The organism is Pseudomonas sp. S44 (genome assembly GCF_016624805.1).
In the GTDB taxonomy this organism is placed as follows: Bacteria; Pseudomonadota; Gammaproteobacteria; order Pseudomonadales; family Pseudomonadaceae; genus Aquipseudomonas; species Aquipseudomonas machongensis.
On the sequence record NZ_JACVTY010000003.1, the window covers coordinates 1 to 23,812 of the forward strand.

A 23,812-nucleotide genomic window follows, 5' to 3' on the forward strand; every position below is an offset into this window, starting at 1 on the left:
GGCAAGCCCGCTCCTACGAGCTTGTGGGAGCGGGCTTGCCCGCGAAAGGGCCGGAGGCCTCGATACAAATGCAACGGCAGAGTGGCTCACCACCACCCTGCCGGCATCACTTACACCTTGTGATAAAGCTGGCTGCCTTCCTGGCGGAACCGCTCGGCCTGCTCGCGCATGCCCTGCTCGGCGGTCACATCCACGGCTTCGATCTTGGCCGCGTACTCGCGCACTTCCTGGGTGATCTTCATCGAACAGAACTTCGGCCCGCACATCGAGCAGAAGTGCGCAACCTTGGCCGATTCCTTGGGCAGGGTCTCGTCGTGGAACGAGCGTGCGGTGTCCGGATCCAGGCCGAGGTTGAACTGGTCTTCCCAGCGGAACTCGAAGCGCGCCTTGGACAGCGCGTTGTCACGGATCTGTGCACCCGGGTGGCCCTTGGCAAGGTCAGCAGCATGCGCGGCGATCTTGTAGGTGATGATGCCGGTCTTGACGTCATCCTTGTTCGGCAGGCCCAGGTGCTCCTTGGGCGTGACGTAGCAGAGCATCGCGCAGCCGAACCAGCCGATCATTGCCGCACCGATACCGGAGGTGATGTGGTCGTAGCCCGGTGCGATGTCGGTGGTCAGCGGGCCGAGGGTGTAGAACGGCGCCTCGTCGCAGCACTCCAGCTGCTTGTCCATGTTCTCCTTGATCAACTGCATCGGCACATGGCCTGGGCCTTCGATCATGCACTGCACGTCGTGCTTCCAGGCGATCTTGGTCAGCTCGCCGAGGGTTTCCAGTTCACCGAACTGGGCTGCATCGTTGGCGTCGGCGATCGAGCCCGGACGCAGGCCATCGCCTAGCGAGAAGCTGACGTCGTAGGCCTTCATGATTTCGCAGATCTCGTCGAAGTGCGTGTAGAGGAAGTTCTCCTTGTGATGCGCCAGGCACCACTTGGCCATGATCGAACCGCCACGGCTGACGATGCCGGTGACGCGCTTGGCGGTCAGCGGCACATAGCGCAGCAATACGCCGGCATGGATGGTGAAGTAGTCCACGCCCTGCTCGGCCTGCTCGATCAGGGTGTCGCGGAACAGCTCCCAGGTCAGGTCTTCGGCAACGCCGTTGACTTTTTCCAGGGCCTGGTAGATCGGCACGGTGCCGATCGGGACCGGCGAGTTGCGAATGATCCACTCGCGGGTCTCGTGGATGTGCTTGCCGGTGGACAGGTCCATGACCGTGTCCGAGCCCCAACGGATACCCCAGGTCAGCTTGGCCACTTCCTCCTCGATCGAGGAACCCAGGGCGCTGTTGCCGATGTTGCCGTTGATCTTCACCAGGAAGTTGCGGCCGATGATCATCGGCTCGAGTTCGGTGTGGTTGATGTTGGCAGGGATGATCGCGCGACCGCGGGCGATCTCTTCACGTACGAATTCGGGGGTGATCTCCTTCGGGATGCTGGCCCCGAAGCTGTGACCGGCGTGCTGCTGGTCGAGCAGGCCGGCAGCGCGGGCCTCCTGCAGTTTCATGTTCTCGCGGATGGCGACGTATTCCATCTCGGCGGTGATGATGCCCTGGCGCGCGTAGTGCATCTGCGAGACGTTGGCACCGGCCTTGGCGCGGCGTGGGTTGCGGACGTGGGCGAAGCGCAGCTTGGCGAGTTCGGCGTCGTTCAGGCGCTGCTGACCGAAATTCGAGCTCAGGCCTTCCAGGCGCTCGGTATCGCCACGCGCGTCGATCCAGGCCGAACGCACATCGCCCAGGCCCTTGCGCACATCGATGATGACGTTGGGATCGGTGTAGGGGCCGGAAGTGTCATAGACCAGCACCGGCGCGTTCTTCTCGCCGCCGAAGTCGGTGGGGGTGTCGTGCAGGCTGATCTCGCGCATGGGCACGCGGATGTCCGGGCGCGAGCCCTGGACGTAGACCTTGCGCGAATTGGGCAAGGGTTGCACGGACTGCTGGTCGACTTTGGCCGACTCGCTCAGGCTGATCGCTTTTTCTTGTTTACTCATCACAGGCTCTCCAGACAGCTTCCTAGCGGGCGGAATGTCGGGGAGAACCTGAAAGGCGCGGACGCACCCCTTGGATGGAGTGCAGTGCCGGATACATGGGGTGCCTTGGCTGCATGACAGCCTGACATTCCCGGACCTGGCACAAGAGGCTCCCCGGGAAGGCGAGCAATCTTGTTCCCTACGCAGGCGCTAACCTGATCAGGTTCAACGGGATCCGGAAACTCTCCGATCTCAGCCTTCGATTCAAGGCACCCCGACAAGAACGTGCGCAGTCTAGACTGGAGTGGTCGGCAAAGCCAAGCGTGTAAATGCACGAGAGACGAAAGGTGCAACAGGCGGATTGTTGCCGACAGCCAGCGGCACTACACTGGCGCATCGCACGATACTCAACAGTTCAGAAATTCAATTTCGTACAAGGATTGCCCTATGCTGCGCAAACTTTCACTGGCGATTGCCGTGTCTTGTGCGTCCAACGGAGTGGTCTGGGCAGCGGATGTGCCCACGACGGTGAAGACCGACCTGGTCAGCGTCTACCAGGAAGCGGTGAACAACAACGCCGATCTCGCCGCCGCCCGCGCCGACTACGGCGCCCGCCGTGAAGTGGTGCCGCAGGCCAGGGCAGGCCTGCTGCCCAATCTGTCCGCCGGTGCGGAAATGATGAACACCCGCACCAAGCTGGACGAACCCTCGATCACCTCCAACCGCAGCGGTAACTCCTGGAGTGCCACACTGTCGCAGCCGATCTTCCGTGCCGACCGCTGGTTCCAACTGCAGGCCGCCGAGGCGGTCAACGAGCAAGCGGCGCTGGAGCTGTCGGCCACCGAGCAGAACCTGATCCTGCAAACGGCCGAAAACTATTTCGCCGTCTTGCGCGCGCAGGACAACCTGGCCTCGACCAAAGCCGAGGAAGCAGCGTTCAAGCGCCAGCTCGACCAGTCCAACGAGCGTTTCGACGTCGGGCTCTCCGACAAGACCGACGTGCTGCAATCCCAGGCCAGCTACGACACCGCCCGTGCCAATCGGATCATCGCCGAGCGCCAGGTGCAGGACGCCTTCGAGGCGCTGGTGACCCTGACCAACCGCGAGTACGGGTCGCTGCAAGGTGTGGTCCACAGCTTGCCGGTGCAGGTACCGGCGCCCAACGACGCCAAGGCCTGGGTGGAGACCGCCGCACGGCAGAACCTCAACCTGCTGGCGACCAACCACGCCGTCGATGCCGCCGAGGAAACCTTGCGCCAGCGCAAGGCCGGCCACGCCCCGACCCTCGATGCCGTGGCGCGTTACCAGAAGGGCGACAACGACAACCTCGGCTTCACCAACCCTGCGCCGCAACCCGGCGTGCGCTACGGCGGTGACGTGGAGCAGACCAGCATTGGCCTGCAACTGAACATTCCGATCTATAGCGGCGGGCTGACCAGCTCACAGGTGCGTGAAGCCTATGCCCGCCTGAGCCAAAGCGAACAGCAGCGCGAAAGCCTGCGCCGCCAGGTGGTGGAGAACACTCGCAACCTGCACCGCGCGGTGAATACCGATGTGGAGCAGGTGCAGGCCCGCAAACAGTCGATCATCTCCAACCAGAGCGCCCTGGAAGCCACCGAGATCGGCTACCAGGTCGGCACCCGCAACATCGTCGACGTGCTCGACGCGCAGCGCCAGCTCTACACTTCGGTGCGCGACTATAACAACAGCCGCTACGACTACATCCTCGACAACCTTCGCCTCAAGCAGGCCGCCGGCACGCTGAGCCCGCAAGACCTTCAAGACCTGGGGCGCTACCTTAAAGCCGACTACAACCCGGACAAGGACTTCCTGCCACCGGATCTTGCGGCCGCAGCCGCGAAAAACTTCGAGCGGCGGCCCTGAAGAACATGACAAGGGGCGAGCTGGCGGCTCGCCCCTTGTGCAGTTCAGTCCATGACAAATTTCACGGTATTTCGATTACCATTCTGCGTCAGCTCATGCGTGCAGGAGGCCAACTCGGGGCCCGTCGAGCTTGCAGAGGGCTGCAGACTCGATGTTTCGACGGTGTACTTGATAGAGTAGCTGCAGGTGCGGGCACCGCTACCCAGCGAGAACGACTCGTGGAAGTCTTCACTCCCCAGCTCCCGCGGAACGAAAAACAACCCTCCCCGACTTTCATCGTCCACGTTGTACGAAGCTTGGTCGTCCACAACGAAGGTGTCACCATTCACATCGACGTTTGCGTTAGGATCCGCATGATCCACGAGCATCTCAATCCAGGGACTGTCGAAACCCCCGGCCTCGATCGGCCGAGGTGCCAGGTACGCGAATGCGGGAAGCGACGCCGTGAGCAAAGCAAAAGACAGGATAAAAGAGCGCATGTTGTAGTTCTCCATTAGAGATGCCCCAGCGGCATCCTCATGTCGAGCCTACTGCCATCCCACTCAGCCACATCGCCACATAATTACCACCCTGATCTCGTGCCGAACACATGCATGGAGATGGTCGAAAGAGGACATCATGAGCGCGTCTGAATGAGCCTCCCAAGGGCCTCGAGCAATCGTTGCAGGGCACCCTGGTTGGCCTGCATCACCGCCCTGCCCGCCTCGCCCATGCGCCGGCAATCCTGTGGAAGCTCAACTAGGCGTCGGACTGCAGCAGCCAGCCCTTCGGCATCGTCAACTTGCTGCAACGCACCGGCCTCACGCAACATCGCGCTGATCTCGAGGAAGTTGAACACGTGCGGGCCGGTAATCACCGGCAATGCGAGCGCTGCCGGCTCCAGCGGATTGTGCCCGCCAGTGGGCACCAGGCTGCCGCCGACGAAGGTGATATCGGCCAAGGCGTAGAGGAACATCAACTCGCCCATGGTATCGCCAAGCAAGGCCTGGACCTGCCCGTCTACCGCCGCACCCGAAGAACGTCGCACCGTGGTGAAACGTTCGCGACACAGTTCATGCACCGCATCGAAACGCTCCGGGTGACGTGGCACCAGGATCAGGAGTGCATCGCCATGCACCTGCAGCAGGCGCTGGTGGGCTTCGAGAATGAGCGCATCCTCGCCCTCATGAGTGCTTGCAGCGATCCACACCGGCCGCTGCAGGGCCGACCACTGCTCGCGCAACTGGCGTGCACGTGGCAGCAGCTGATCGTCCACCTTCAGGTCGAACTTGATCGAACCGGTCACCTGCACGCACTGCGCGCGGGCGCCCAGACTGCGAAAACGCTCGGCCTCGGTCTCGGTCTGTACCGCAATCAGGCTCATCTCTTCGAGCATCGGCCGGGTCAGGCCGGCGAAACGGGCATAACCGCGTGCCGAACGCTCCGACAACCGCGCATTGGCCAGGGCCACGGGAATACCGCGCCTGGCGCACTGGTGGATATGGTTGGGCCACAGTTCGGTTTCCATGATGATGCCCAGCTTCGGACGCACATGATCGAGAAAGCGCGCCGCTGCCCAGGGCAGATCATAGGGCAGATAGCAGTGCTGGACTCGTGGCTCGCTGGCGAACATCGCGCGGATACGCTCCGAGCCGGTCGGGGTCATGCAGGTCAGCGTGATGGGCAGGTCCGGGTAAGCCGTGAGCAGTGCCTTGACCATCGGCGCCGCAGCGATGCTCTCGCCCACCGATACCGCATGCACCCAGATACCGCCCTGGCGCATGGCCGGAAGCTTGCAGGCAAAGCGCTCGGCGATGCGCTGGCGATACGCTGGCGCCTTGCGCCCACGCAGGAACAGGCGCAGCGCAACCAGCGGCAGGCCCAGGTGAAACAGCAGGGTGTAGAGGGTTCTGTTCATGGCGCCGCAGTTTACTAGGGTCTGTCTGAAATGTGTCTGCACTCGCCCATACTACGTTGAAGACAGCCCCTCGGATTCACAGGAAAAAGGTCTGTCAGACTAGCCGATTGCCCGCAGGTGCTTGGCAAAGCGCTCAGCCAGCCATTGGGCTGCCGGCCCAAGCGGCTCGTCGCGCCGCCAGGCCAGCTCGGCAACCAGCGCCGGCGGGCGCCATTCGCTATCGAGCTCGACCATGTGCGCCTGGTACGTCGGGTACTGGACCACATGCCGTGGCAGCCAGGCCCAGCCCAGACCGCGCATCAGCAACTCGGCCATGACGTAGAAGCTGTCGGCACGCCAGACCTGAGCGCTGACCGGCTCGCCGCCCGGATAGTCGCTGTCCTGTGGGGCGATGAGCAACTGCCGGTGACGCGCCAGCTGCTGACAGGTTACCCGTCCGGCATGGGCAAGCGGATGATGCGCAGCACAGACCGTGACCATCTCGACACTGCCCAGGGTACGGCGCTCCAGCGAGTCCGGGATGCTTTCGTGATGAAAAAACAAGCCGAGATCTGCCCGCCGCCCGACCAGCTTGCGCGCCACGTCGCCCTGTGCGCCACTGGCCAGTTGCACCTGGAGAAAGGGGAACTGGCTGGCCAGCTCATCAAGGCTGTCGATCACCGGCTGGTAGGGCATGGCTTCGTCCTGGGCCACCCGCAGCAGCGGTTCCTGGCCGCGCATCAAGGCCTGGGCGCGACCATCGAGCCGCTCGCACTGGCGCAACAACTCCTGAGCGTCACGCAGCAAGGCTTCACCACTTTCGGTCAGACGCGGCTGGCGACCACTGCTGCGTTCGAAAAGGATCACGCCAAGGTCTGCTTCGAGCAGCGCAATGGCGTTGCTCACGGCCGACTGCGCCTTGCGCTGGGCACGGGCCACGGCAGAAAACGAGCGTAGCTCGGCGACCTGGACGAATAGCCGCAACTGTTCAAGGTTCCACTGTTCGGCCATTACCTATCTCCAGAATCGATAGGTAATGACTTTACCGCAATCAGGAACAACCTAGAATGCCCGACCAGTAACCAGAGGAAACCGATCATGAATGCCTACACCTATCTCGCCATTGCCATCTGCGCCGAGGTCATCGCCACCGCTTCGATGAAAGCGGTCAAGGGCCTGAGTACGCCGTTGCCGTTGCTGCTGATGGTGTGTGGCTATGCCGTGGCCTTCTGGATGCTCACGCTGGTGGTGCGCAGCATTCCAGTGGGTATCGCCTACGCGGTGTGGTCCGGCATGGGGATCGTGCTGATCAGCATCGCAGCGCTGGTGATCTATGGGCAGAAGCTGGATGTACCGGCCATGCTGGGGATGGCGATGATCGTAGGGGGTGTGGTGGTGATCCAGCTCTTCTCCAAGACTGCTGGGCATTGATCGATAGGCAACATTGCCGGGCACGGGCTGTATACTGGGCAATCGTTCCAGTTTTCGAGGTGCCCGCATGCCATCCGCCATTTCCACTGACGTACTCATCGTCGGCGCCGGGGTCGCAGGCCTCTGGCTCAATGCCCGGCTACGTCGCCAGGGCTATTCGACGGTGCTGGTGGAGCGCGCCACCCTTGGCGGCGAGCAGACCATCAAGTCCCAGGGCATCATCCATGGCGGCACCAAGTACGCCCTGCACGGCGCGCTGACCGGCGCTTCGGAGGCCATCGCCGACATGCCGCGGCGCTGGCGCGAGGCCCTGGCCGGCAGCGGCGAGCTGGACCTGCGCGACACCCGCCTGCTCTCCGATGCCCACTATCTATGGTCGCCCGGCACTTTGGCCGGCAACCTCACCAGCTTCTTCGCCAGCAAGGCCGTGCGCGGCCGGGTCGATCAGGTCAAGGGCGAGCAGTTGCCACCGGCCCTGCAGGACCGCGCCTTCAAAGGCAAGGTCTACCGTCTGGCCGAGCTGGTCATCGATGTACCCAGCCTGCTCGGCAACCTCGCGCAACTGGCCGGTGACAGCCTGCTCGCTGGCGAGCGGATCGAGCCCCTGCACGAAGGCCAGGCGCTGGTCGGCCTGAAGGTCGATGGTCGCGAGATTCGCGCCCAACGCATCGTGCTCAGTGCTGGCGGCGGCACCGAGGACCTGTTGCATGCGCTCGGCCTGAGCCAGCCCGCGCAGCAGCGCCGGCCACTGCACATGGTCCTGGCCAAAGGCCCCAACCTCAAGCCGCTGTACGCCCACTGCCTGGGCGGCGGTCCCAAGCCACGGGTCACCGTGACCACCCACCCGGCGGCCGATGGCCAGTGGGTCTGGTACCTGGGCGGCGACCTCGCCGAAGCCGATGGCGTGGCACGCGAGCCGGCCGCGCAGATTGCCGCAGCGCAAAAAGAGATCGCCGGCCTGCTGCCCTGGGTCGATCAAAGCCAGGTGCGCTGGGCCACCTTGCGCGTCGATCGCGCAGAGCCCGCACAGTCGGGCCTGGTACGCCCCGACAACGCCTTCCTCAGCGAGCAGGAGCGCCTGCTGGTTGGCTGGCCGACCAAGCTGGCGCTGGCGCCAGACTTCTCCGACCGCGTCCTGGCCGCCTTCGAGCGCGATGGTATTTGCCCGAGCGCCCAGGCCGACCTGACGGACTTGCCGCGTCCACCACTCGGCGTGCCGGCCTGGGAGCAACTGCTGCCATGAGCCTGCCGACCCTGCACGATTTCCACCGTCCCTTGGGCGACACCGGCCTGAAGGTATCGCCACTGGGGCTGGGCACGGTCAAGCTTGGCCGCGACCAGGGCGTGAAGTATCCCAACGGTTTCACCATCCCCGGCGACGACGAGGCCCGCCTGCTGCTGTCGCAGGCGCGCGAGCTGGGCATCAACCTGATCGACACCGCGCCGGCCTATGGTCGCAGTGAAGAGCGTCTCGGCCCATTGCTGCGTGGCCAGCGTAACGACTGGATCATCGTCAGCAAGGTCGGCGAAGAGTTCGAAAACGGCCTGTCCCACTTCGATTTCAGCGCCGCCCATACCCGACGCTCGGTCGAGCGCAGCCTCAAGCGCCTGGAAACCGACCGTATCGAGCTGGTTCTCGTGCATTCCGACGGCAACGACCTGGCCATCCTCGAGCAGCAAGAGGTCTACCAGACACTCGCCGCACTCAAGCAGGAGGGTAAGATCCTCGGCTATGGCTTTTCCGGCAAGACCGCCGCCGGCGGCCTGAAAGCACTGGAACAGGGCGACTGCGCGATGATCACCTACAACCTCAACGAGCAGGCGGAGCGTCCGGTGCTGGACTACGCTGCCGAACACGGCAAGGCCATCCTGGTGAAGAAGGCCCTGGCCAGCGGGCATATCTGTCTGTCTCCAGGAGTCGACCCGGTCCAGGCCAGCTTCGAGCTGCTGTTCGCCCATCCGGGGGTCAGCAGTGCTATTGTCGGCACCATCAATCCGTTGCACCTGGCCCACAACGTGGCCACCGTCGCCCGTATTCTGGGCCAGGCCTGAGCCGCTCACGCGGCCGCCGAATGCAAGGAGGAGCCTCGTGGCGCGTACGCTTATCCGCAAGAACCCGAGCAACTTCAAGACCCTGCCGCTGCATGTCGAAGCCACCCCGGAACGCCTGAGCTACCAGAGCATCGGTATGCCGCTGAACTTCGCGCAGACCCTGCAACGGCGCAAGGCGATCCAGCTGGATGACAGCGAACGCTTCGTCATCGAACTGGCCAACCTGGGCGTTTCGGTACGCCTGACCCTCAACTGGCAGAACCGCGACTACTGGGTGCTGGTGCGCCAGCGCCGCCAGGACCGCGGCGATGTCGTACTCAAGCTGATCTCCGGTTACGTACCTGCCCAAGAGCTCAACCTCCCGCTGCACACGGCCATCCAGGAAGTGGCAGAAGAATGCCTGCTGGAAACCCCGGAAGGCTGGTTGGGCGGACGTTTCAACGACACTTGGCTACCCGCCCCTTATGCCGCGGCCCTGCACTACCGCGAAGCCCTGCCCTTCACCCTGAGCCCGGCCTCGGGCGCGGCGCGGCCGGTACACTGCGGCAACCTGATGCTGCTCGAGCGACCACGGGCCTATGTGCACCTGCCCACCGCCTCGCTGCAACTGATTTACGATCTGCGTCTGCAAATACCCAAAGAGGCCAAGTCGCTCAGCCTGTTTCACGTCGACGAGCGCCTGGAAGGCGACCAACTGGTGGCTCGGCTCAACCGCAAGCGCCCTGATCTGTATCTGATGCCCCTAAAGGACGGCAAGCCACTGGCGGAGCTGTACACCCTGAAGAAGGATCAGTTGATACCCGCGAGCACACGCGGGCTATACCTGGCCGAAAGCTTCGCCCTGCAGGATGAGTGGGTGGTGAGGGAAGAGCGCGTGCGCTGGCGGGATTGGGTGCGTCAGCAAGGGCTGGTGGAGAGCCGGCCCGAGAAGCCTTCGCACCTGCAGCGGTTCAGCGACAAGGCGCGGGCGTTGCTGCAGCGGGCAAAGACCACACTGCATAAATAGCAGCAGCGGCGCCTGGCCGCTGCAACCTGCCCCGCGATCACAGGCAAGGCCGGTGATACGCGATGCAGCACCTGCTTAGTTCTTGCGGATCTTCTCGACGATCGCGGTGGTCGAGCTGTTCTCGACCAAACCCAGCACTTTCACCGTGCCGCCATAGGCCTTGACGATATCCGCACCGACCACCTGGTCGATCCCGTAGTCGCCGCCTTTGACCAGCACATCCGGCTTGACCTGGCGCAGCAGGTTTTCGGGCGTTCCCTCAGGGAAACTGATGACCCAGTCCACCGCCCCCAGGCCGGCGAGCACCGCCATGCGGCGATCAACGCTGTTGATCGGACGCCCAGGCCCCTTGAGACGGCTGACCGAAGCATCGTCGTTGATCGCAACGATGAGGCGATCCCCCTGGGAACGGGCCTGCTCCAGATACGTCACATGCCCGGCATGGAGAATGTCGAAACAACCATTGGTGAAGACGATCTTCTCGTTGTGCGCACGCGCGTCGTCGATGGCCAGCAGCAACTGCTCGAGCCCCAGCACCCCGCGCTCGGAGCCTTCTTCGCGCTGGATCGCCCGGCGCAACTCCGGGGCGCTGATGGCTGCGGTACCCAGCTTGCCGACGACGATGCCCGCGGCCAGGTTGGCCAGGGCCACCGCGTGCGGCAGGTCCTCGCCTGCGGCAATGGCAGCCGCCAGCGTCGAGATGACGGTATCGCCAGCACCGGTGACGTCGAACACCTCACGGGCGCGGGCCGGCAGGTGCAAGGCCGGATGACCGGTGCGCAGCAGGGTCATGCCATGTTCCCCGCGGGTCACCAGCAACGCGCCGAGGTCAAGATCGTCGAGTAATTGCAAACCCTTGGCGACCAGCTCGGCTTCATCGGCGCAACGCCCGACGATGGTCTCGAACTCGCTGAGGTTGGGGGTGATCAGGCTGGCACCGCGATAGATGGAAAAATCCTTGCCCTTGGGGTCGGCCAGTACCGGGATGCCCTTGCTGCGAGCAGCCTGGATCAGCGACTGGTGGTTCTTCAGCGCGCCCTTGCCGTAATCCGACAGCACCAGCACCTTGACGCCTTCGAGCAGCGCATCGACCTCGGCCCCCAGCGACAGCGGATCGGTGGCGAAGGGCTCTTCGAAATCGATGCGCAGCAGTTGCTGGTGGCGGCTCATGACCCGCAGCTTGACGATGGTGGGCTGGTGCGCAATGCGCTGGAACACCGAGCGCACACCAGCGGCCTGCAGGCTGTTGGCCAGGCTGTCGGCCGCTTCGTCCTGGCCGGTGACGCCCACCAACGAAGCCGGGGCGCCAAGCGCCGCGATGTTCAAGGCAACGTTGGCCGCACCGCCGGGCCGATCCTCGATCTGGTCGACCTTGACCACCGGCACCGGCGCTTCAGGCGAGATACGCGAGGTACCGCCATGCCAGTAGCGGTCGAGCATCACATCGCCGACCACGAGTACCGGGGCTTGATCGAAACGCGGCATGGACAACTTCATGGGCAACCCATATGGAAAAATGAACAGGGGCAGGATATTAGCACACGGCAGCCGGCGGCTTTAACGCCAACTGCGGCGGGGACAATTCCAGTGACAATCGGGGCGCACACGCCCCGATTCATGAGGGTTTCAGGTGATATCGGCCTTGTCCGGCTCATCGAGTCCCATGGCGTGCAGGCGGGCATAATGGCCATTAGCCTCAAGCAGTTCGGCATGGGTACCACGCTCGACCAGGCGCCCCTGGTCCATGACAAGGATCAGGTCGGCCTTCTCGATGGTCGACAGGCGGTGCGCGATCACCAGGGTGGTGCGCCCTTCCATCACATGGTCGAGCGCCGCCTGGATATGACGCTCGGACTCGGTATCCAGTGCCGAGGTCGCCTCGTCGAGGATCAGCAGGGGAGCGTTCTTCAACAGCGCCCGGGCGATTGCCAGGCGCTGGCGCTGGCCACCGGACAGCAGCACACCATTCTCGCCGACCTCGGTGTCGAAGCCCTTGGGCAGTTGGTCGACGAACTCCTTGGCGTAGGCGTCGGCCGCGGCAGCCTCGATGGCCTCGCGCGGCGCACCGGCCAGGTCGCCATAGGCGATATTGTTGGCCACGGTGTCGTTGAACAGGGTGACATGCTGGGTCACCTGAGCCACATGTCGGCGCAGGTTACGTAGGCGATAATCCTCGATTTCCACACCATCGAGCAGGATCTCGCCCTTGTTGTGGTGGTAGAAACGCGGGATCAGCGCCGCCAGTGTCGACTTGCCGCTGCCAGAACGCCCCACCAGGGCGATCATCTGCCCGGGCTCGGCGACGAAGCTGATGTCGGTCAGCACCTGACGCTCGGTGCCTGGATAGGTGAAGCTCAGGTTGCGCACCTCCAGACGGCCCTCGACACGCTCCTTCTCCACGGTACCGCCGTCCACCTCGGGCTTCTCGTCGAGCTGCTCGAAGATGCTCTCGGCGCCGGCCAGGCCCTTCTGAATGGTCGAGCTGACCTCCGAAAGCTGGCGAATCGGCTTGGGCAACAAGCCTGCCGCCGTGATGTAGGCGACCAGGTCGCCAGCCGAGGCATCGCCACGCAGGAACAGCACCAGGAACATCAGCGCGGCCATGGCGCTGTAGATCACCAGTTGCAGGGCCGGGGTGTAGAGGGCGCCGGTCTTGTTCATGCGCAGCTGCTTGTCGGTGTTGCTCTGGCTGGCATTTCTGAAACGACGCTCTTCGTAGGCTTCGCCGCCGAAGCTGCGCACCACGCGGTAGCCCTGGATGGTTTCGGAGGCCACGTGGGTGACGTCCCCCATGGCCACCTGGATCTTCTTGCTCTGCTTGCGGAATTTCTTGCTGGCAGTACTCACCATCACTGCAATGACTGGCAGGATGGCAACCATCACCAGGGTGAGCTTCCAGTTCATCCACATCAGGTAGATGAACAGGAACACCACGGTCAGGCCTTCACGGATCACCACCTTGATCGCGTCGGTGGCGGCACCGGTGACCATGGTGACGTTGAAGGTGATGCGCGAGATCAGGTGCCCGGAGTTATGACTGTCGAAGTAGCGGTTGGGCAGCACCAACAACTTGTTGAACAGCTCCAGGCGCAGGTCGTGGACCAGGCAGAGGGACACCTTGGCCAGATAGTAGTTACCGAGGAACGACCCGAGCCCTTGCCAGGCAGCGATCAGGATGATCAGCAACGGCACCGCCTGCAGCAATTGCAAGTCGCGCAGGTAGGGGACGTCGGGGAACAACACCGCTTGCGGATTGCTCAGGCCATCGACGAAGTACTTGAGGATCCCCGCCAGCATCGGCTGGGTCGAGGCAAAGATCACGAAACCGATAATGCTCAGCAGGAAAATGCCGATGTAGGGTTTCACATAGCCCAGCAGCCTGAAATAGATCTTCAGGCTGGTGGGGTTGTCCGCCGGTCGCGGTGTTTCGGCCATCATCGAGCTCGCTGTTCAGATTGAACCGGAAATTTTACCACAGGCTTTTCGCTCGGCATGCACCCACGGCAACATCATCGCCAGGCCGACCGGCAACCAGCTGATGAACCACTCCGCGCGGGGGGTACCGGTGAGGCTTGCGGCGTCAAGTTGCATGGCCACGGTGGAGAACAGCCACATCCCCAGTGCCAACTTGCCCAACATGGTATCCCTGGCGCGCCAGATTTCACGCAGGGCGAACAACCATGTCGCGAGCCAAAGCAGCATGCCTGGCAGCCCAAGCTCGACGGCGACATGCGTCATCAGGTTATGGGTATGGTCGAACTCCATCCCTGGCACCTCGACCCGATAGAACGCACCAAGGCCCAGCCCGGTCCAGGGGTGCTGGCTGATCATCTGCAATGCCGCGTGAAAGATCTCCGGACGATAGGACGAGCCTCGCTGCATGGCCTGATCGTGGAACAGGTATAGCGTCAGCGCGGAGGCCATCAGGGCAAGTATGGCGATCAGCTTGCTGAATCGCTCACGCATCCAGAAAGGAGCCAGCAATACGGTGAGCAGCAACGCGATGGCTGCGCCGCGGCTCTGGCAAAGGGCGATGAAAACCCCCATGCAAGCCAGTGCCAGCACCCAGCCCAATTGCAGGAAACGATCGCGGGGAACGTCATAGAGCATTGCTACCGCCATGACCCCTATCACATAGGCTCCCAGAATCGGATGGCTAATCTGACCGATACCCTCAAGACGCATAGCCAAAGGTTTGCCGGCAAGCAGATAGAAGCGATAGATCGAAATCAACGCGGCAATCGCCAGCAATACTCCGCCGACGCGCAGCAACAGTCGCACACGACTGGCATTCATTTGCGCCAGCAGCGGGAAAGACATCAGGAACAACAGAATGTACACCAGCCGCTTGCCCTCGCGCGCCCCTTCGTCGGTGGGCGACCAGGCCAAGCTAATCGCCCCCCAGCCCAACAGCAGCGTCACCGTCGTCCAAAGCGCCGGCTGAAGGCGCCAGCTCGCAAGGAGGAGATGGCGTGCGGGCCAGGCAAGCACCAGCGTCGGCAACCAGAGAAACAGGATCAGACCTTGCTGGTAGAGCTTGTTGCTCGGCGCCAGGGCAATCGCCGCAAGGAACCAGATAAAACCGAATCCGAGCCAGGCCTGGGCCCAGCGCTTTTCATGCAACATCGCTTCTCCCCGATCAATCCGATGACACCGTCATGGTGCTACCACGTTATTTTCGGCATTATTGCCAGTCATTTTGCTGCACAAGACAAGGCACACATCCATGCAATGCTCCCGTCTCCCCCAGGCCGACTTCGACCAGCTGACTCATGGTGCCAGGATTCTGGAAGCTGACAGTCACGGCGCCAAAGTCTACCTGCTAGAGGATGGGAATATCCTCAAGGTTTTTCGTCGTAAACGTCTGATTTCATCTGCGCTGCTGCGCCCCTACTCGCAGCGTTTCATCGAAAACGCAGTACGCCTGACCCAACTGGGCATTCCCACCCTCGATGTGATCAGCCACCACAAACTGGATCTGCCTGGACGCACGGCCGTGCTCTACCGTCCGCTGCCCGGTGAAACACTCCTGCAGCGCTCCCGCCTTCCGGGATTCAGCTGGAACGACTACCTGCCACCGTTGATCGAACTGATCCAGCACCTGCATCGTTCAGGGGTCTACTTTCGTTCGTTGCACCTGGGCAATGTCGTTGTCACTCCAGAGCAACGGCTGGGGCTGATCGACGTCGCCGATATGCGCTTCCTGCGTCCACCGTTGTCTGCACGAATGGTTCGGCGCAACGTTCAGCACCTGGCCAGTTACATCGAGCGGGAGCGGCTCGGCGAGCACTTCCCGCTCGCCGAGCTGAAGTCAGCGCTGCTCGGGCGCTGAGCCTGAGCTCTTGAACACCGCCCGGGAGCCCTGGCTGAAAGCTTGCCAGGCCTGCTCCGGGTCCAGGGCGCGGCGTTGTGATGCCGCCGTTTGCTGTTCATTGAGCGTGTTGCATTCTTCGATGGCACGCACCCATGCAGACTCGTCACCAACCGGGAGATAGCGTCCGGCCTGTCCCAGTTGCTCGCGAAACACTGGCAGGTCGCTGCACAGCACCGGCACATCGGCCAGCACGGCTTCCTGAAGCACCAGCCCCAAGCCCTCGGAGCGCGACGGCACCAGCAACCAGTCGAAGGCTCTATACAGCTGCGACAGGTCTGAACGGTAGCCGCAAAGCTGCACGCTGTCGCCAAGCCCCAGGGCCTCGACCCGCGCACTCAGGCGCTCGCGCAATTCACCGTCGCCAAGGATGACCAGGCGGACATCCAAGTGCTGTCTGCATACCCTTGCAAAAGCCTCGATCAGCATCTCGAAACCCTTGCTCTCTACCAGGCGTCCGACAGCACCGAACACGAGCCTCGACTGCTGCGGCAAAGCCAGCGAGCGTCGAGCCTGGTCACGGTCGAACAGCGATGCGGCAAAGACCTGCGGATCCAGCGCGATGCGCAGGGTATGCACAGGACGCCCGAGTGCCTGCTCAAGTGCCTGGCCAAGCGTGCGCGACACCGCAGCGATACTCAGGCGATTCGCCGGCAGCATGCGCAGCAAACGAATGTCGCGTCCTCGCATACGTGTCGTCCCATGAAACAGTACGACAACCCGGGTATTCGGGAAGTGGTGCATCAGCGGCAAAATCAGCCGCGCTACCCCCATGCCGTCGAGCAGCAGTACATCAGGTCGGGCGTGTTCCAGCGCCACACGCAAACGTCTGTGCAGCCAAGGCATCAACAGGCGCCAGAACCTGCGCCCCTTGAGTACACGTGCCGGCATATGCCATTCGCGGATGGCCCCCATGCCAGAGCACATGCCCTCGCCAAGCAACAACCAGTTGCTGATCTCGGCGTCGTCTGCGACATGACACAAGATCTGTCGGTGTACTTTGTGAACGGACATGTACGGGGCACCACCCGACCACATCACATTGATGACATTCATCGGTGGAGCTCCCTCGTACGCGGCAGGCCGACCGCTGGGTCAACCGATTCAATGAGCAAGAAAGCCGATTCCGATACCGACCAATGCGCCTATTACGAGCATAGCCACAAGTTTCATCCGGTCACGCTGGCGACGCTTGGCCTTGCGCTGGGCCTCCCCCGGCAATGTCACATGACTACCGAAACCCGTATGCAAGACCGCGTCCCCCTCAAGCGTGACTGCGGTCAAGCCCAGCTCGGCGTACCGCCGAGACAGTGCTTTTTCTCCGGGATACCCCGCAAATGGTGCACAAGTCTGGTAATCGCTCAGCCGACGCAATCCTGGATTCAGAGAGAAAGCCTGCCAATCGGCTTTTTCTGAAAGCAAGGGGTAGCACGGCACATTGGCGATAACCTGACGGTCTCCCAGGCGGATGTACGGGCTATGGATCGCCAGGTCGTGAGCATGGCTGCGCAGCCATACCTGCAGGATCTGCGGGCTGGCCTCGAGGATCAGCCGGGAGTCCTCGACAAAGTGCTGGCGATAGAAGCTCCAGTCATCCTCGCAATGGAAGATGTAGGGCGTCTTGACGTGGCTGTAGGCCAGGTCGATCGACGCCAGTTGCCCGAGCTTGGGCCGGTTGACGAACACCTTGCAGTGGGCCTTCCAATGCTCGGGGACGGCAGCGTGAACCGCATCGTCTCCCGAGTCTTCGGTGATGAACACCTCACGGATCGACGCGGTGTTGTAGCGGTCGAAGCTTTCCAGCGTTGCCTTGAGCAGGTCGAAACGCCCGCAGCTGGTTACCACCAGCGTGATGTCACTGTTTTCCGAGAAGCGCACTGGGCTCCCTCCGCCTTGCGGCCATTTCCAATCCGTCCGATGGACAGGTTGATGTGGTTCAAAACCCCAGTTTCAGACGCAGACGCTGCCACGCACTGAGCGGCGCTCGTGGTCTGAGGGGGGGCATCATGTGGTCGACGATGCTACGCCCGACCTGGGCAAAACTAAAGCCAGAAACCGCCAGTTCGCGGCCATTGGCGGCGATGCGTTCGGCGAGTGCCGGATCGGCGCGCAATGTCCGCAACTTCTCCTGCAGCACCGGGATGCTGTCGTACAGCACCACGTTGTGCATGTCCTCGAGACCCAACGCACGGTTTTCCGCCTCGCCCTGGTCGAAAGCCAGCAGCACGCAGCCACAGGCCATGGCCTCGAAGTTCTTGATCATGTACTCGCCCATGCCAACGTCGGCACTGACGAAGAAGCGGATACGGTTGAGCGTATTGCAGTAGTCTTCACCGGACTTGGTACGAGTCACGACCAGGTTCTCCACCTGCCCCAGTTCATCGAGCAACGCCTTGCGGCCGCTATAGGCGACGCTCTTGGTGCTGCCGACAAAGGCCAGTTCGATATCACGCTCACGCCCCTGGTCGGTCAGCAATTGCTCGTCATAGCCCTTGGGCACGAACACCGCATCGAAACCTTCCTGGCGCAGGCGCTCGCTGACCATGTAGCCAGAGCTGATCACTCGCGCCCAAGGCAGTTTGCGGTAGTGCGCGCTGAACTTGCCGGTGTATTTGCAGGGAATGTAGTTCTGGTAGGCGTCGTGCTCGAGGATCACCAGATTAGGGATCGTGCGAATGAAGCCGACCTGGCGGATCTCCTGCTTGAAGCGCAGGAAAAAGACGATACGGTCATAGCGCTCGACGTCCACTTCACGCTTGAAGTAGCGTCGCAGGTTGCGCTGGTCGTCGCTCGACAACCAGCGCAAATCGCACTCGCAGTTGGCCGCGACGCCGTCGTACAGGCGATCGAGGATGGCCCGTTGTTCCTTCTGCACCAGAAATAGGACTTTCATTGCATTCCTTGGGGGCGTGACGCCATCGCGGTCAATCATCGGGCACTCACAGCTCGCGGCGCCAGAACAGTTCATGTCGACGCACCGCCTTGCGGAAGAATTCGTTCTCCCCATAAGGCGACGGCCGACGCCCGGCCAGCCAGCGCTGCAACAGGCGCCGCAGGCGACGCTTGAACGGCGCCGGAGGCTGCAGGTCGTGCATCATGCCCAGCGCCATGGCCTTGTCGCGCTGGGTCGGTACGTCCAGCACCAGGCTGCAGGGCGCCCAGGGTTGGCCTGCTTCGAGTTGCGGCGGCAGGGCAATGCCATCACCGCTGTCACCCATGGGCCAGCGGTCGTTGTCGTGCAGGTGGTTGGCGTAGCACAACAAGGTCTGCGGCTGCCAGTCCAACCCCTGCAAGGCTTCGAGCACGGCCGCTTGGGCACAGAGATGATCCGGGTGTGGATCGAGCTGCGGGTGCGGCATGACCAGAATCTCTGGGCGGGCCATCTGCAGCAGCACGCGCAAGTCGGCCAGCAGGTTGTTCCAGGTCGGCGCACCATCGGCATCGGCCGGCAGCGGAAACGGATTGAAACGACGGAACGGCCGGATATCGGTCATCTCCGCCTCACGCGAGGCCGCAGGCTGATCGGGTGCAGTCTGCATGGCAGGCAATTGCAGACAGAAATAGCCCAACTGCACGCAACGGGCCTCCGGCACCCCGGCCCAACGTGGCACGGCAATACTGTCCCAGGCGCGCAGGCGCCCCTTGAGCTGCGCCGCCTCGGCCTTGGCCAGACCCATCTGTTGGTAGTGCTCGGCCTCGATCTCGCCAGCGGTCAGTGTGACCACCCAGGCCTCGTCGGCCTGGCTGTAGAGCCCGTAAGCCGCCAGCTCTGCATCGTCAGCATGGGGGGCGATCACCATGACCCGGCGACGGCGCAACTCCACAGCCGCGGTTATCCACAGGCGCGGCTCGCCCAGCAGTCGGCAGTGGCGCCCGAGCAGGCGCAGTCGCCCATCGCGCAGTGCCGCGCCAAGGCCGGTCAGGTTGAGAAAACGCACGCCATCGACGCCGCGCTCGAAGGTCTGGCTGTCATGCGTGGCGTCCGCGACCAGCTCGACCCGAGGATCGAGAAAGCGACCAAGCCACCCAGACCTCACACGAACCTCGAGGATCAGCGTGTCATCATCGCTGAATGATGCAGCGCTCTTCAGCACGCCGTCTTGAATGCCGACGGCCTCGACACGGCTGTGCTCGCCGAAGTCGAAGACATAATCTTCGCCGGGCGCGTAGAACAGATGATCGGCGAACCAGGCTTCGTGGGCGGCCCAGACCAGCGGCAGCAGCAACAATGGCAGCCACCACCAGCTCAGCGCGCCCAATGCGATCAGCAGCAACAACCCGATCACCAGCCCGAGGCGCTTGTTGCGCCGGTGGCGCTTGAGCAATTGCTGCTTGCGACTCATGCCTGGTACACCGGGACCGGGTTGCACCAACGGTCCTTGTATTCACGGTCGGCACGGCCGAATGAGAAACGCAGGGCCTTGCCACGGGCGCTGGCGTCTTCCCAGGCGGCCTGGGTATTGAGGAAGCTCAGCACGCTGCCGGGGCTGAACGCCTTGGTTTCAGGGTCCACACCACCGTTGACGTACTCGACGCTGATCCATTCGGGCGACTCGACCCGGTAAATCAGCTGGATGGCAATCGGCTTGTCCTCGAGAAACAGCACCGAGCCGATCAGCAGCTCGCGCAAGCGCTCGACCACCTCAGCCATACGCGCAGCGCCGGTCGCGGGGAAGCTCCAGCGGCGCTGGAACAGGTCGCAGTACATCGCGGCGATCTCGGCACCACTGAAGTCGGTGATCGGACGCACCACGCCACCGGCCTCCTCCAGCAGGCGCAGTTCGCGGCGCTGGTTGTAGCGAAACTTCTTCGACAGATCTTCATGCGGGCGCGCCATGGCCAATTGCTCGGCCTGGGGTTTCAAGCCCTCGAAGCGCCCGTGATTGAGCTCCGACAGGTAGCGTCCGGCGTGGCGCAAGGGCGCAGCAGCATCAACCGCTGCAGGCAGGATGAGCTCGGCATTGCCCAGGTCGAACAGCCCCTTCTTGCCATGACGCTTGAGAACATCCTTGGACAACGCCAGGTGCCGTCCCCAGGTGGGCACTGCCGCCACGAGCTCGCCGCCTTGGCGCCAGCCCAGGTAGCGCACCGGAATCTGTGCAAGTTCAGCCAGTTGCTCGACCACCAACGGATGAGTGGCGACACTGCCGCCGAAACGCTGCCAGGTGTGCGCATACTCGTTCGCATCGATAACGGCCCAGCCGCGCTCGCGCCAGGCCTTCAGATGATTGAGCATCAGCTGCGAGCCTCCAGTGCACGCACCTGTGGTAATTGCCAGAACGCCTGGCGCACGGCTGCGTCGGAAAATCGCTCGCGCAGACGCTGCAGCATCAGTTGCGCGCATTCGCGACGCTGATCGTCGCTCAGCCCGGCCATGTGCTTCAGCCCCTGCGCCAGTTGCCCGGCGTCGCCCAGCGGGAACAGCACACCTACCCCTTCGACCACTTCGCGCGCACCGCCACAGGCCGTGGCCAACAAGGGTACGCCGGCGACCATCGCCTCCAGCAGGACCATGCCGAAGGGTTCGTGGTCAGAGCTCAGGGCGAACACATCGAACGCCTGGAAATACCGACGGGCATCCGGCACCTGGCCAAGGAAGTCGACACGGTCGGCAATCCCCAGTTCGGCTGCCTGGGCCTTGAGCGTGTCTTCCAGCCGCCCCTTGCCCAGCACCACCAGACGCGCATTGGCCGGCAGGCCCGGCAACGCCTCGGCGAAACCGCGCAGCAGGGTCGCCTGGTCCTTGTCCGGGTGCAGACGGCCGACGTTGCCGACGATCCACGCCTGTGCATCGAGCCCCAGGGTACGCCGTGCCTCGTCGCGCGGCACGAGACTGGACTGCAGCGCCTCGACGTCGATACGGTTGTACAGCGTCTGGATGCGTTCGTGCGGCCACTGCGCCAGACAGCGGCGCATATCGTCACGCACCGCGTTGGACACACCCAGCAGGCTCAAGCGCTTGCGAAACAGGTTGGCGAACAGGCGCCGCCCCTTGCGCTGGTAATCGCCGAAGGCATGATGCACGCCGATCACCGGCAAGCCGGTGCCGAGCAGCGCGACATAGATCGGCTTGAAGCGGTGGGCGATGCAGAAGCTGAAACGGCGCTCGGCCGCGATCTTGCGCAGCGCGCGGATCGCGCCCAGCTTCAGGCCGCGTACGGCCTTGGAGCTGAACTCGAGAAACAGCACTTCGTCGGATGCACAGCCTGCAGCCACCTGCGCGTTGGCCTTGCCGGTAAGGAAGACCGTGGTGACCTTGTAGCCACGCCCCTCGAACAGGCTGGCGTACTGACGGGCGCAGTCGAGGAACGGCCCGTCGTAGCCATGGCAGAACTGCAGGACACGCAGGTCAGAGCGGCTGGTCATACGCGGCCGCGCCGTCCTTGACCACCAGGATGTCTTCCATGATCAGGTATTGCAGGTCCGAACCGTAGAACATGTTCAACGCGTCGGTAGGCGAGCAGATCATCGGTTCGCCACGGCGGTTGAGCGAAGTGTTCAGCGACACGCCGTTGCCGGTCAGCTCCTCGAGCGCCTTCATCATGTCGTAGTAGCGCGGGTTGTACTCGCGCTTGAGCACCTGGGCACGCGAGGTGCCGTCCTCGTGCACCACTTCCGGCACACGGGTCTTCCACTCTTCGGCCACTTCGAAAGTGAAGGTCATGAACGGAGCAGGATGGTCGATCTTGATCATCTGCGGTGCAACGGTGTCGAGCATCGACGGGCAGAATGGTCTCCAGCGCTCGCGGAACTTGATCTGCTCGTTGATACGATCGGCAACGTTCGGCACGCTCGGGCAGCCGATGATCGAACGACCACCCAGTGCACGCGGGCCGAACTCCATGCGACCCTGGAACCAGGCCACCGGATTGCCATCGACCATGATCTTGGCGATGCGCTGCGGCATGTCGCTGAGCTTGCGCCACTTCGGCGCATTCGGATGGCGGGCACAGGCAGCGATAACGTCCTCGTTGGAGTACGCAGGGCCGAGGTAGACGTGCTCCATCTTCTCGACCGGCACGCCACGGGCGTGGGACACGTAGGCCGCTGCACCGACCGCGGTACCGGCGTCGCCGGAGGCCGGCTGGACGAACAGCTCCTTGAGGTCGGGGCGGGCGATGATCTTCTGGTTCAGCTTGACGTTCAGCGCACAGCCACCGGCGAAGGCCAGCTTGCCGGTCTCTTTGAGGATGTCGCCCAGGTAATGGTCGATCATCTGCAAGGCGAGCTTTTCGAACAGCGCCTGCATGCTGGCCGCGTAATGGATGTACGGCTCGTCGGCGATATCGCCTTCGCGCTTGGGGCCCAGCCATTCGATCAGCTTGGGTGAGAAGTAGAAGCCCTTGCCCTTCTCTTTATAGCGACGCAGGCCGATAACGTTGGCGTACTCGGTGTTGATCACCAGTTCGCCGTTCTCGAAGCTGGCCAGACGGGAGAAATCGTACTTGCTGGCGTCGCCATACGGGGCCATGCCCATGACCTTGAACTCGCCATCGAGCATCTCGAAGCCCAGGAACTCGGTGATCGCGCCGTACAGGCCGCCCAGCGAATCCGGGTCGAAGAACTCCTTGATCTTGTGGATCTTGCCGTTTTCGCCGTAGCCGAAGAAGGTGGTGGCGTACTCGCCCTTGCCGTCGATGCCCAGGATCGCGGTCTTTTCCTTGAAGCCCGAGCAGTGATAAGCGCTGGAGGCGTGGGCCAGGTGGTGCTCGACCGGTTCGATCTTGACCTTTTTCGGGTCGAAGCCCAGTTGCTCCAGGCACCAGACGATCTTCTTGCGGTAGCGCTTGTAGCGACGGTTGCCCATCAGGATCGCATCGAGGGCGCGGTCCGGGGCGTACCAGTAGCGCTTGGCGTAGTGCCAGCGGGCCTTGCCGAACAGGCTGATGGGGGCGAACGGAATGGCCACCACATCAACGTCGGACGGTTTGATACCGGCTTGCTCCAGGCAGAACTTCGCCGATTCGTAGGGCATGCGGTTCTTCGCATGCTTGTCACGCACGAAGCGCTCTTCTTCTGCAGCGGCAACCAGCTTGCCGTCGATGTACAAGGCCGCGGAAGGGTCATGGCTAAGGGCGCCGGACAGGCCAAGAATCGTCAATGCCAAGGGACTAGCCTCTTCATTCGGTAGAGATGCGCCAGCGGCCTCGTGGGCGGCTGGCGGCTAAAGGGCGGGATTATAACGCAAAGATCAGGGACACACTGCCCCTTGTGGGAGCGGG

Annotated in this window: 20 protein-coding genes and 1 riboswitch; of the genes, 6 read left to right on the forward strand and 14 right to left on the reverse strand. The window is 63.0% G+C overall.

Translation table 11 applies throughout. The features are described 5' to 3' along the window. Positions 1-110 precede the first annotated feature (110 nt). The gene (gene thiC, locus IAE40_RS04190; protein WP_054893158.1) at positions 111-1,991 is read right to left on the reverse strand and encodes a phosphomethylpyrimidine synthase ThiC; all 1,881 of its coding nucleotides are present in this window, start codon (positions 1,989-1,991) and stop codon (positions 111-113) included. A 158-nt stretch (positions 1,992-2,149) separates the two neighbouring features. Continuing rightward, a riboswitch (TPP riboswitch) is annotated at positions 2,150-2,257 on the reverse strand. Between the two features lie 160 nt (positions 2,258-2,417). Here thiC and IAE40_RS04195 point away from each other — a divergent pair. Further along, positions 2,418-3,854, forward strand: coding sequence for a TolC family outer membrane protein (locus tag IAE40_RS04195; RefSeq protein ID WP_054893157.1), 1,437 nt, complete (start codon positions 2,418-2,420; stop codon positions 3,852-3,854). 44 nt (positions 3,855-3,898) lie between these two features. Here IAE40_RS04195 and IAE40_RS04200 read toward each other — a convergent pair whose 3' ends face one another. The 3 genes from IAE40_RS04200 to IAE40_RS04210 form a co-directional block, all read right to left on the reverse strand. Next, positions 3,899-4,348, reverse strand: a complete 450-nt coding sequence (locus IAE40_RS04200) for a hypothetical protein (protein WP_153774221.1) — start codon at positions 4,346-4,348, stop codon at positions 3,899-3,901. Between the two features lie 122 nt (positions 4,349-4,470). Next, complete coding sequence (gene waaA, locus IAE40_RS04205; RefSeq protein WP_153774222.1) at positions 4,471-5,751, reverse strand: lipid IV(A) 3-deoxy-D-manno-octulosonic acid transferase; 1,281 nt, start codon at positions 5,749-5,751, stop codon at positions 4,471-4,473. A 99-nt stretch (positions 5,752-5,850) separates the two neighbouring features. Then, the gene (locus IAE40_RS04210; protein WP_153774223.1) at positions 5,851-6,741 is read right to left on the reverse strand and encodes a LysR family transcriptional regulator; all 891 of its coding nucleotides are present in this window, start codon (positions 6,739-6,741) and stop codon (positions 5,851-5,853) included. 87 nt (positions 6,742-6,828) lie between these two features. On the opposite strand from IAE40_RS04210, the gene IAE40_RS04215 reads away from it, so the two are divergent. The 4 genes from IAE40_RS04215 (at position 6,829) to IAE40_RS04230 (ending at position 10,219) form a co-directional block, all read left to right on the forward strand. Next, on the forward strand, positions 6,829-7,161 hold the full coding sequence (locus IAE40_RS04215; protein WP_054893153.1) for a DMT family transporter: 333 nt from the start codon (positions 6,829-6,831) through the stop codon (positions 7,159-7,161). A 67-nt stretch (positions 7,162-7,228) separates the two neighbouring features. Next, positions 7,229-8,404 (forward strand): NAD(P)/FAD-dependent oxidoreductase, encoded by a 1,176-nt coding sequence (locus IAE40_RS04220; protein ID WP_197891966.1) that lies wholly within the window; start codon positions 7,229-7,231, stop codon positions 8,402-8,404. Beyond that, positions 8,401-9,213 (forward strand): aldo/keto reductase, encoded by an 813-nt coding sequence (locus IAE40_RS04225; protein ID WP_153774225.1) that lies wholly within the window; start codon positions 8,401-8,403, stop codon positions 9,211-9,213. The genes IAE40_RS04220 and IAE40_RS04225 overlap by 4 nt, the downstream gene beginning before the upstream one ends. 37 nt (positions 9,214-9,250) lie before the next feature. Then, on the forward strand, positions 9,251-10,219 hold the full coding sequence (locus tag IAE40_RS04230; protein WP_200602727.1) for a metal ABC transporter ATPase: 969 nt from the start codon (positions 9,251-9,253) through the stop codon (positions 10,217-10,219). Positions 10,220-10,294: 75 nt separating this feature from the next. On the opposite strand, the gene hldE is transcribed toward IAE40_RS04230, so the two are convergent. The 3 genes from hldE to IAE40_RS04245 all read right to left on the reverse strand — a co-directional run bounded on the left by hldE (position 10,295) and on the right by IAE40_RS04245 (position 14,845). After that, positions 10,295-11,716 (reverse strand): bifunctional D-glycero-beta-D-manno-heptose-7-phosphate kinase/D-glycero-beta-D-manno-heptose 1-phosphate adenylyltransferase HldE, encoded by a 1,422-nt coding sequence (gene hldE, locus IAE40_RS04235; RefSeq protein ID WP_153774227.1) that lies wholly within the window; start codon positions 11,714-11,716, stop codon positions 10,295-10,297. Positions 11,717-11,845: 129 nt separating this feature from the next. Next, positions 11,846-13,654 carry a lipid A export permease/ATP-binding protein MsbA gene (msbA, locus tag IAE40_RS04240; protein ID WP_054893200.1) on the reverse strand — a complete coding sequence of 603 codons (1,809 nt, stop codon included), beginning with the start codon at positions 13,652-13,654 and terminating at the stop codon, positions 11,846-11,848. A gap of 15 nt (positions 13,655-13,669) precedes the next feature. Next, positions 13,670-14,845 (reverse strand): O-antigen ligase family protein, encoded by a 1,176-nt coding sequence (locus tag IAE40_RS04245; protein ID WP_197891970.1) that lies wholly within the window; start codon positions 14,843-14,845, stop codon positions 13,670-13,672. A 100-nt stretch (positions 14,846-14,945) separates the two neighbouring features. Here IAE40_RS04245 and IAE40_RS04250 point away from each other — a divergent pair, with 100 nt between their 5' ends. Then, positions 14,946-15,551: a toluene tolerance protein gene (locus IAE40_RS04250; protein ID WP_125931268.1), complete on the forward strand. Its 606-nt coding sequence runs from the start codon at positions 14,946-14,948 to the stop codon at positions 15,549-15,551. Here the strand turns inward: IAE40_RS04250 and IAE40_RS04255 are convergent. The 7 genes from IAE40_RS04255 to IAE40_RS04285 are packed head-to-tail and all read right to left on the reverse strand — an operon-like array spanning position 15,531 to position 23,697. Continuing rightward, entirely contained in the window at positions 15,531-16,646 is a 1,116-nt protein-coding gene (locus tag IAE40_RS04255; protein ID WP_153774229.1) for a glycosyltransferase, read from the reverse strand. The genes IAE40_RS04250 and IAE40_RS04255 overlap by 21 nt on opposite strands. 48 nt (positions 16,647-16,694) lie before the next feature. Next, complete coding sequence (locus tag IAE40_RS04260) at positions 16,695-17,468, reverse strand: glycosyltransferase family 2 protein (RefSeq protein WP_125931266.1); 774 nt, start codon at positions 17,466-17,468, stop codon at positions 16,695-16,697. Between the two features lie 58 nt (positions 17,469-17,526). Further along, positions 17,527-18,483: a glycosyltransferase family protein gene (locus tag IAE40_RS04265; protein ID WP_153774230.1), complete on the reverse strand. Its 957-nt coding sequence runs from the start codon at positions 18,481-18,483 to the stop codon at positions 17,527-17,529. Positions 18,484-18,529: 46 nt separating this feature from the next. Beyond that, on the reverse strand, positions 18,530-19,933 hold the full coding sequence (locus tag IAE40_RS04270) for a PIG-L deacetylase family protein (RefSeq protein WP_200602728.1): 1,404 nt from the start codon (positions 19,931-19,933) through the stop codon (positions 18,530-18,532). Further along, positions 19,930-20,826, reverse strand: a complete 897-nt coding sequence (locus IAE40_RS04275) for an antimicrobial resistance protein Mig-14 (RefSeq protein ID WP_153774232.1) — start codon at positions 20,824-20,826, stop codon at positions 19,930-19,932. The genes IAE40_RS04270 and IAE40_RS04275 overlap by 4 nt, the downstream gene beginning before the upstream one ends. Continuing rightward, complete coding sequence (locus tag IAE40_RS04280; protein WP_200602729.1) at positions 20,826-21,956, reverse strand: glycosyltransferase; 1,131 nt, start codon at positions 21,954-21,956, stop codon at positions 20,826-20,828. Before IAE40_RS04280 ends, IAE40_RS04275 begins: the two co-directional genes overlap by 1 nt. Then, positions 21,940-23,697, reverse strand: a complete 1,758-nt coding sequence (locus IAE40_RS04285) for a carbamoyltransferase family protein (protein ID WP_065863816.1) — start codon at positions 23,695-23,697, stop codon at positions 21,940-21,942. Before IAE40_RS04285 ends, IAE40_RS04280 begins: the two co-directional genes overlap by 17 nt. Positions 23,698-23,812: the final 115 nt, after the last annotated feature.

Bases quoted from the DNA above. Each gene is read 5' to 3' on its own strand.
- IAE40_RS04275 (WP_153774232.1), bottom strand. From the start codon at position 20,826: ATGCTCAATCATCTGAAGGCCTGGCGCGAGCGCGGCTGGGCCGTTATC.
- IAE40_RS04195 (WP_054893157.1), top strand. From the start codon at position 2,418: ATGCTGCGCAAACTTTCACTGGCGATTGCCGTGTCTTGTGCGTCCAAC.
- IAE40_RS04225 (WP_153774225.1), top strand. From the start codon at position 8,401: ATGAGCCTGCCGACCCTGCACGATTTCCACCGTCCCTTGGGCGACACC.
- thiC (WP_054893158.1), bottom strand. From the start codon at position 1,991: ATGAGTAAACAAGAAAAAGCGATCAGCCTGAGCGAGTCGGCCAAAGTC.
- IAE40_RS04265 (WP_153774230.1), bottom strand. From the start codon at position 18,483: ATGAAAGTCCTATTTCTGGTGCAGAAGGAACAACGGGCCATCCTCGAT.
- IAE40_RS04210 (WP_153774223.1), bottom strand. From the start codon at position 6,741: ATGGCCGAACAGTGGAACCTTGAACAGTTGCGGCTATTCGTCCAGGTC.
- IAE40_RS04200 (WP_153774221.1), bottom strand. From the start codon at position 4,348: ATGGAGAACTACAACATGCGCTCTTTTATCCTGTCTTTTGCTTTGCTC.
- IAE40_RS04255 (WP_153774229.1), bottom strand. From the start codon at position 16,646: ATGAATGTCATCAATGTGATGTGGTCGGGTGGTGCCCCGTACATGTCC.
- IAE40_RS04220 (WP_197891966.1), top strand. From the start codon at position 7,229: ATGCCATCCGCCATTTCCACTGACGTACTCATCGTCGGCGCCGGGGTC.
- IAE40_RS04245 (WP_197891970.1), bottom strand. From the start codon at position 14,845: ATGTTGCATGAAAAGCGCTGGGCCCAGGCCTGGCTCGGATTCGGTTTT.
- IAE40_RS04215 (WP_054893153.1), top strand. From the start codon at position 6,829: ATGAATGCCTACACCTATCTCGCCATTGCCATCTGCGCCGAGGTCATC.
- IAE40_RS04280 (WP_200602729.1), bottom strand. From the start codon at position 21,956: ATGACCAGCCGCTCTGACCTGCGTGTCCTGCAGTTCTGCCATGGCTAC.
- waaA (WP_153774222.1), bottom strand. From the start codon at position 5,751: ATGAACAGAACCCTCTACACCCTGCTGTTTCACCTGGGCCTGCCGCTG.
- IAE40_RS04270 (WP_200602728.1), bottom strand. From the start codon at position 19,933: ATGAGTCGCAAGCAGCAATTGCTCAAGCGCCACCGGCGCAACAAGCGC.
- hldE (WP_153774227.1), bottom strand. From the start codon at position 11,716: ATGAAGTTGTCCATGCCGCGTTTCGATCAAGCCCCGGTACTCGTGGTC.
- msbA (WP_054893200.1), bottom strand. From the start codon at position 13,654: ATGGCCGAAACACCGCGACCGGCGGACAACCCCACCAGCCTGAAGATC.
- IAE40_RS04250 (WP_125931268.1), top strand. From the start codon at position 14,946: ATGCAATGCTCCCGTCTCCCCCAGGCCGACTTCGACCAGCTGACTCAT.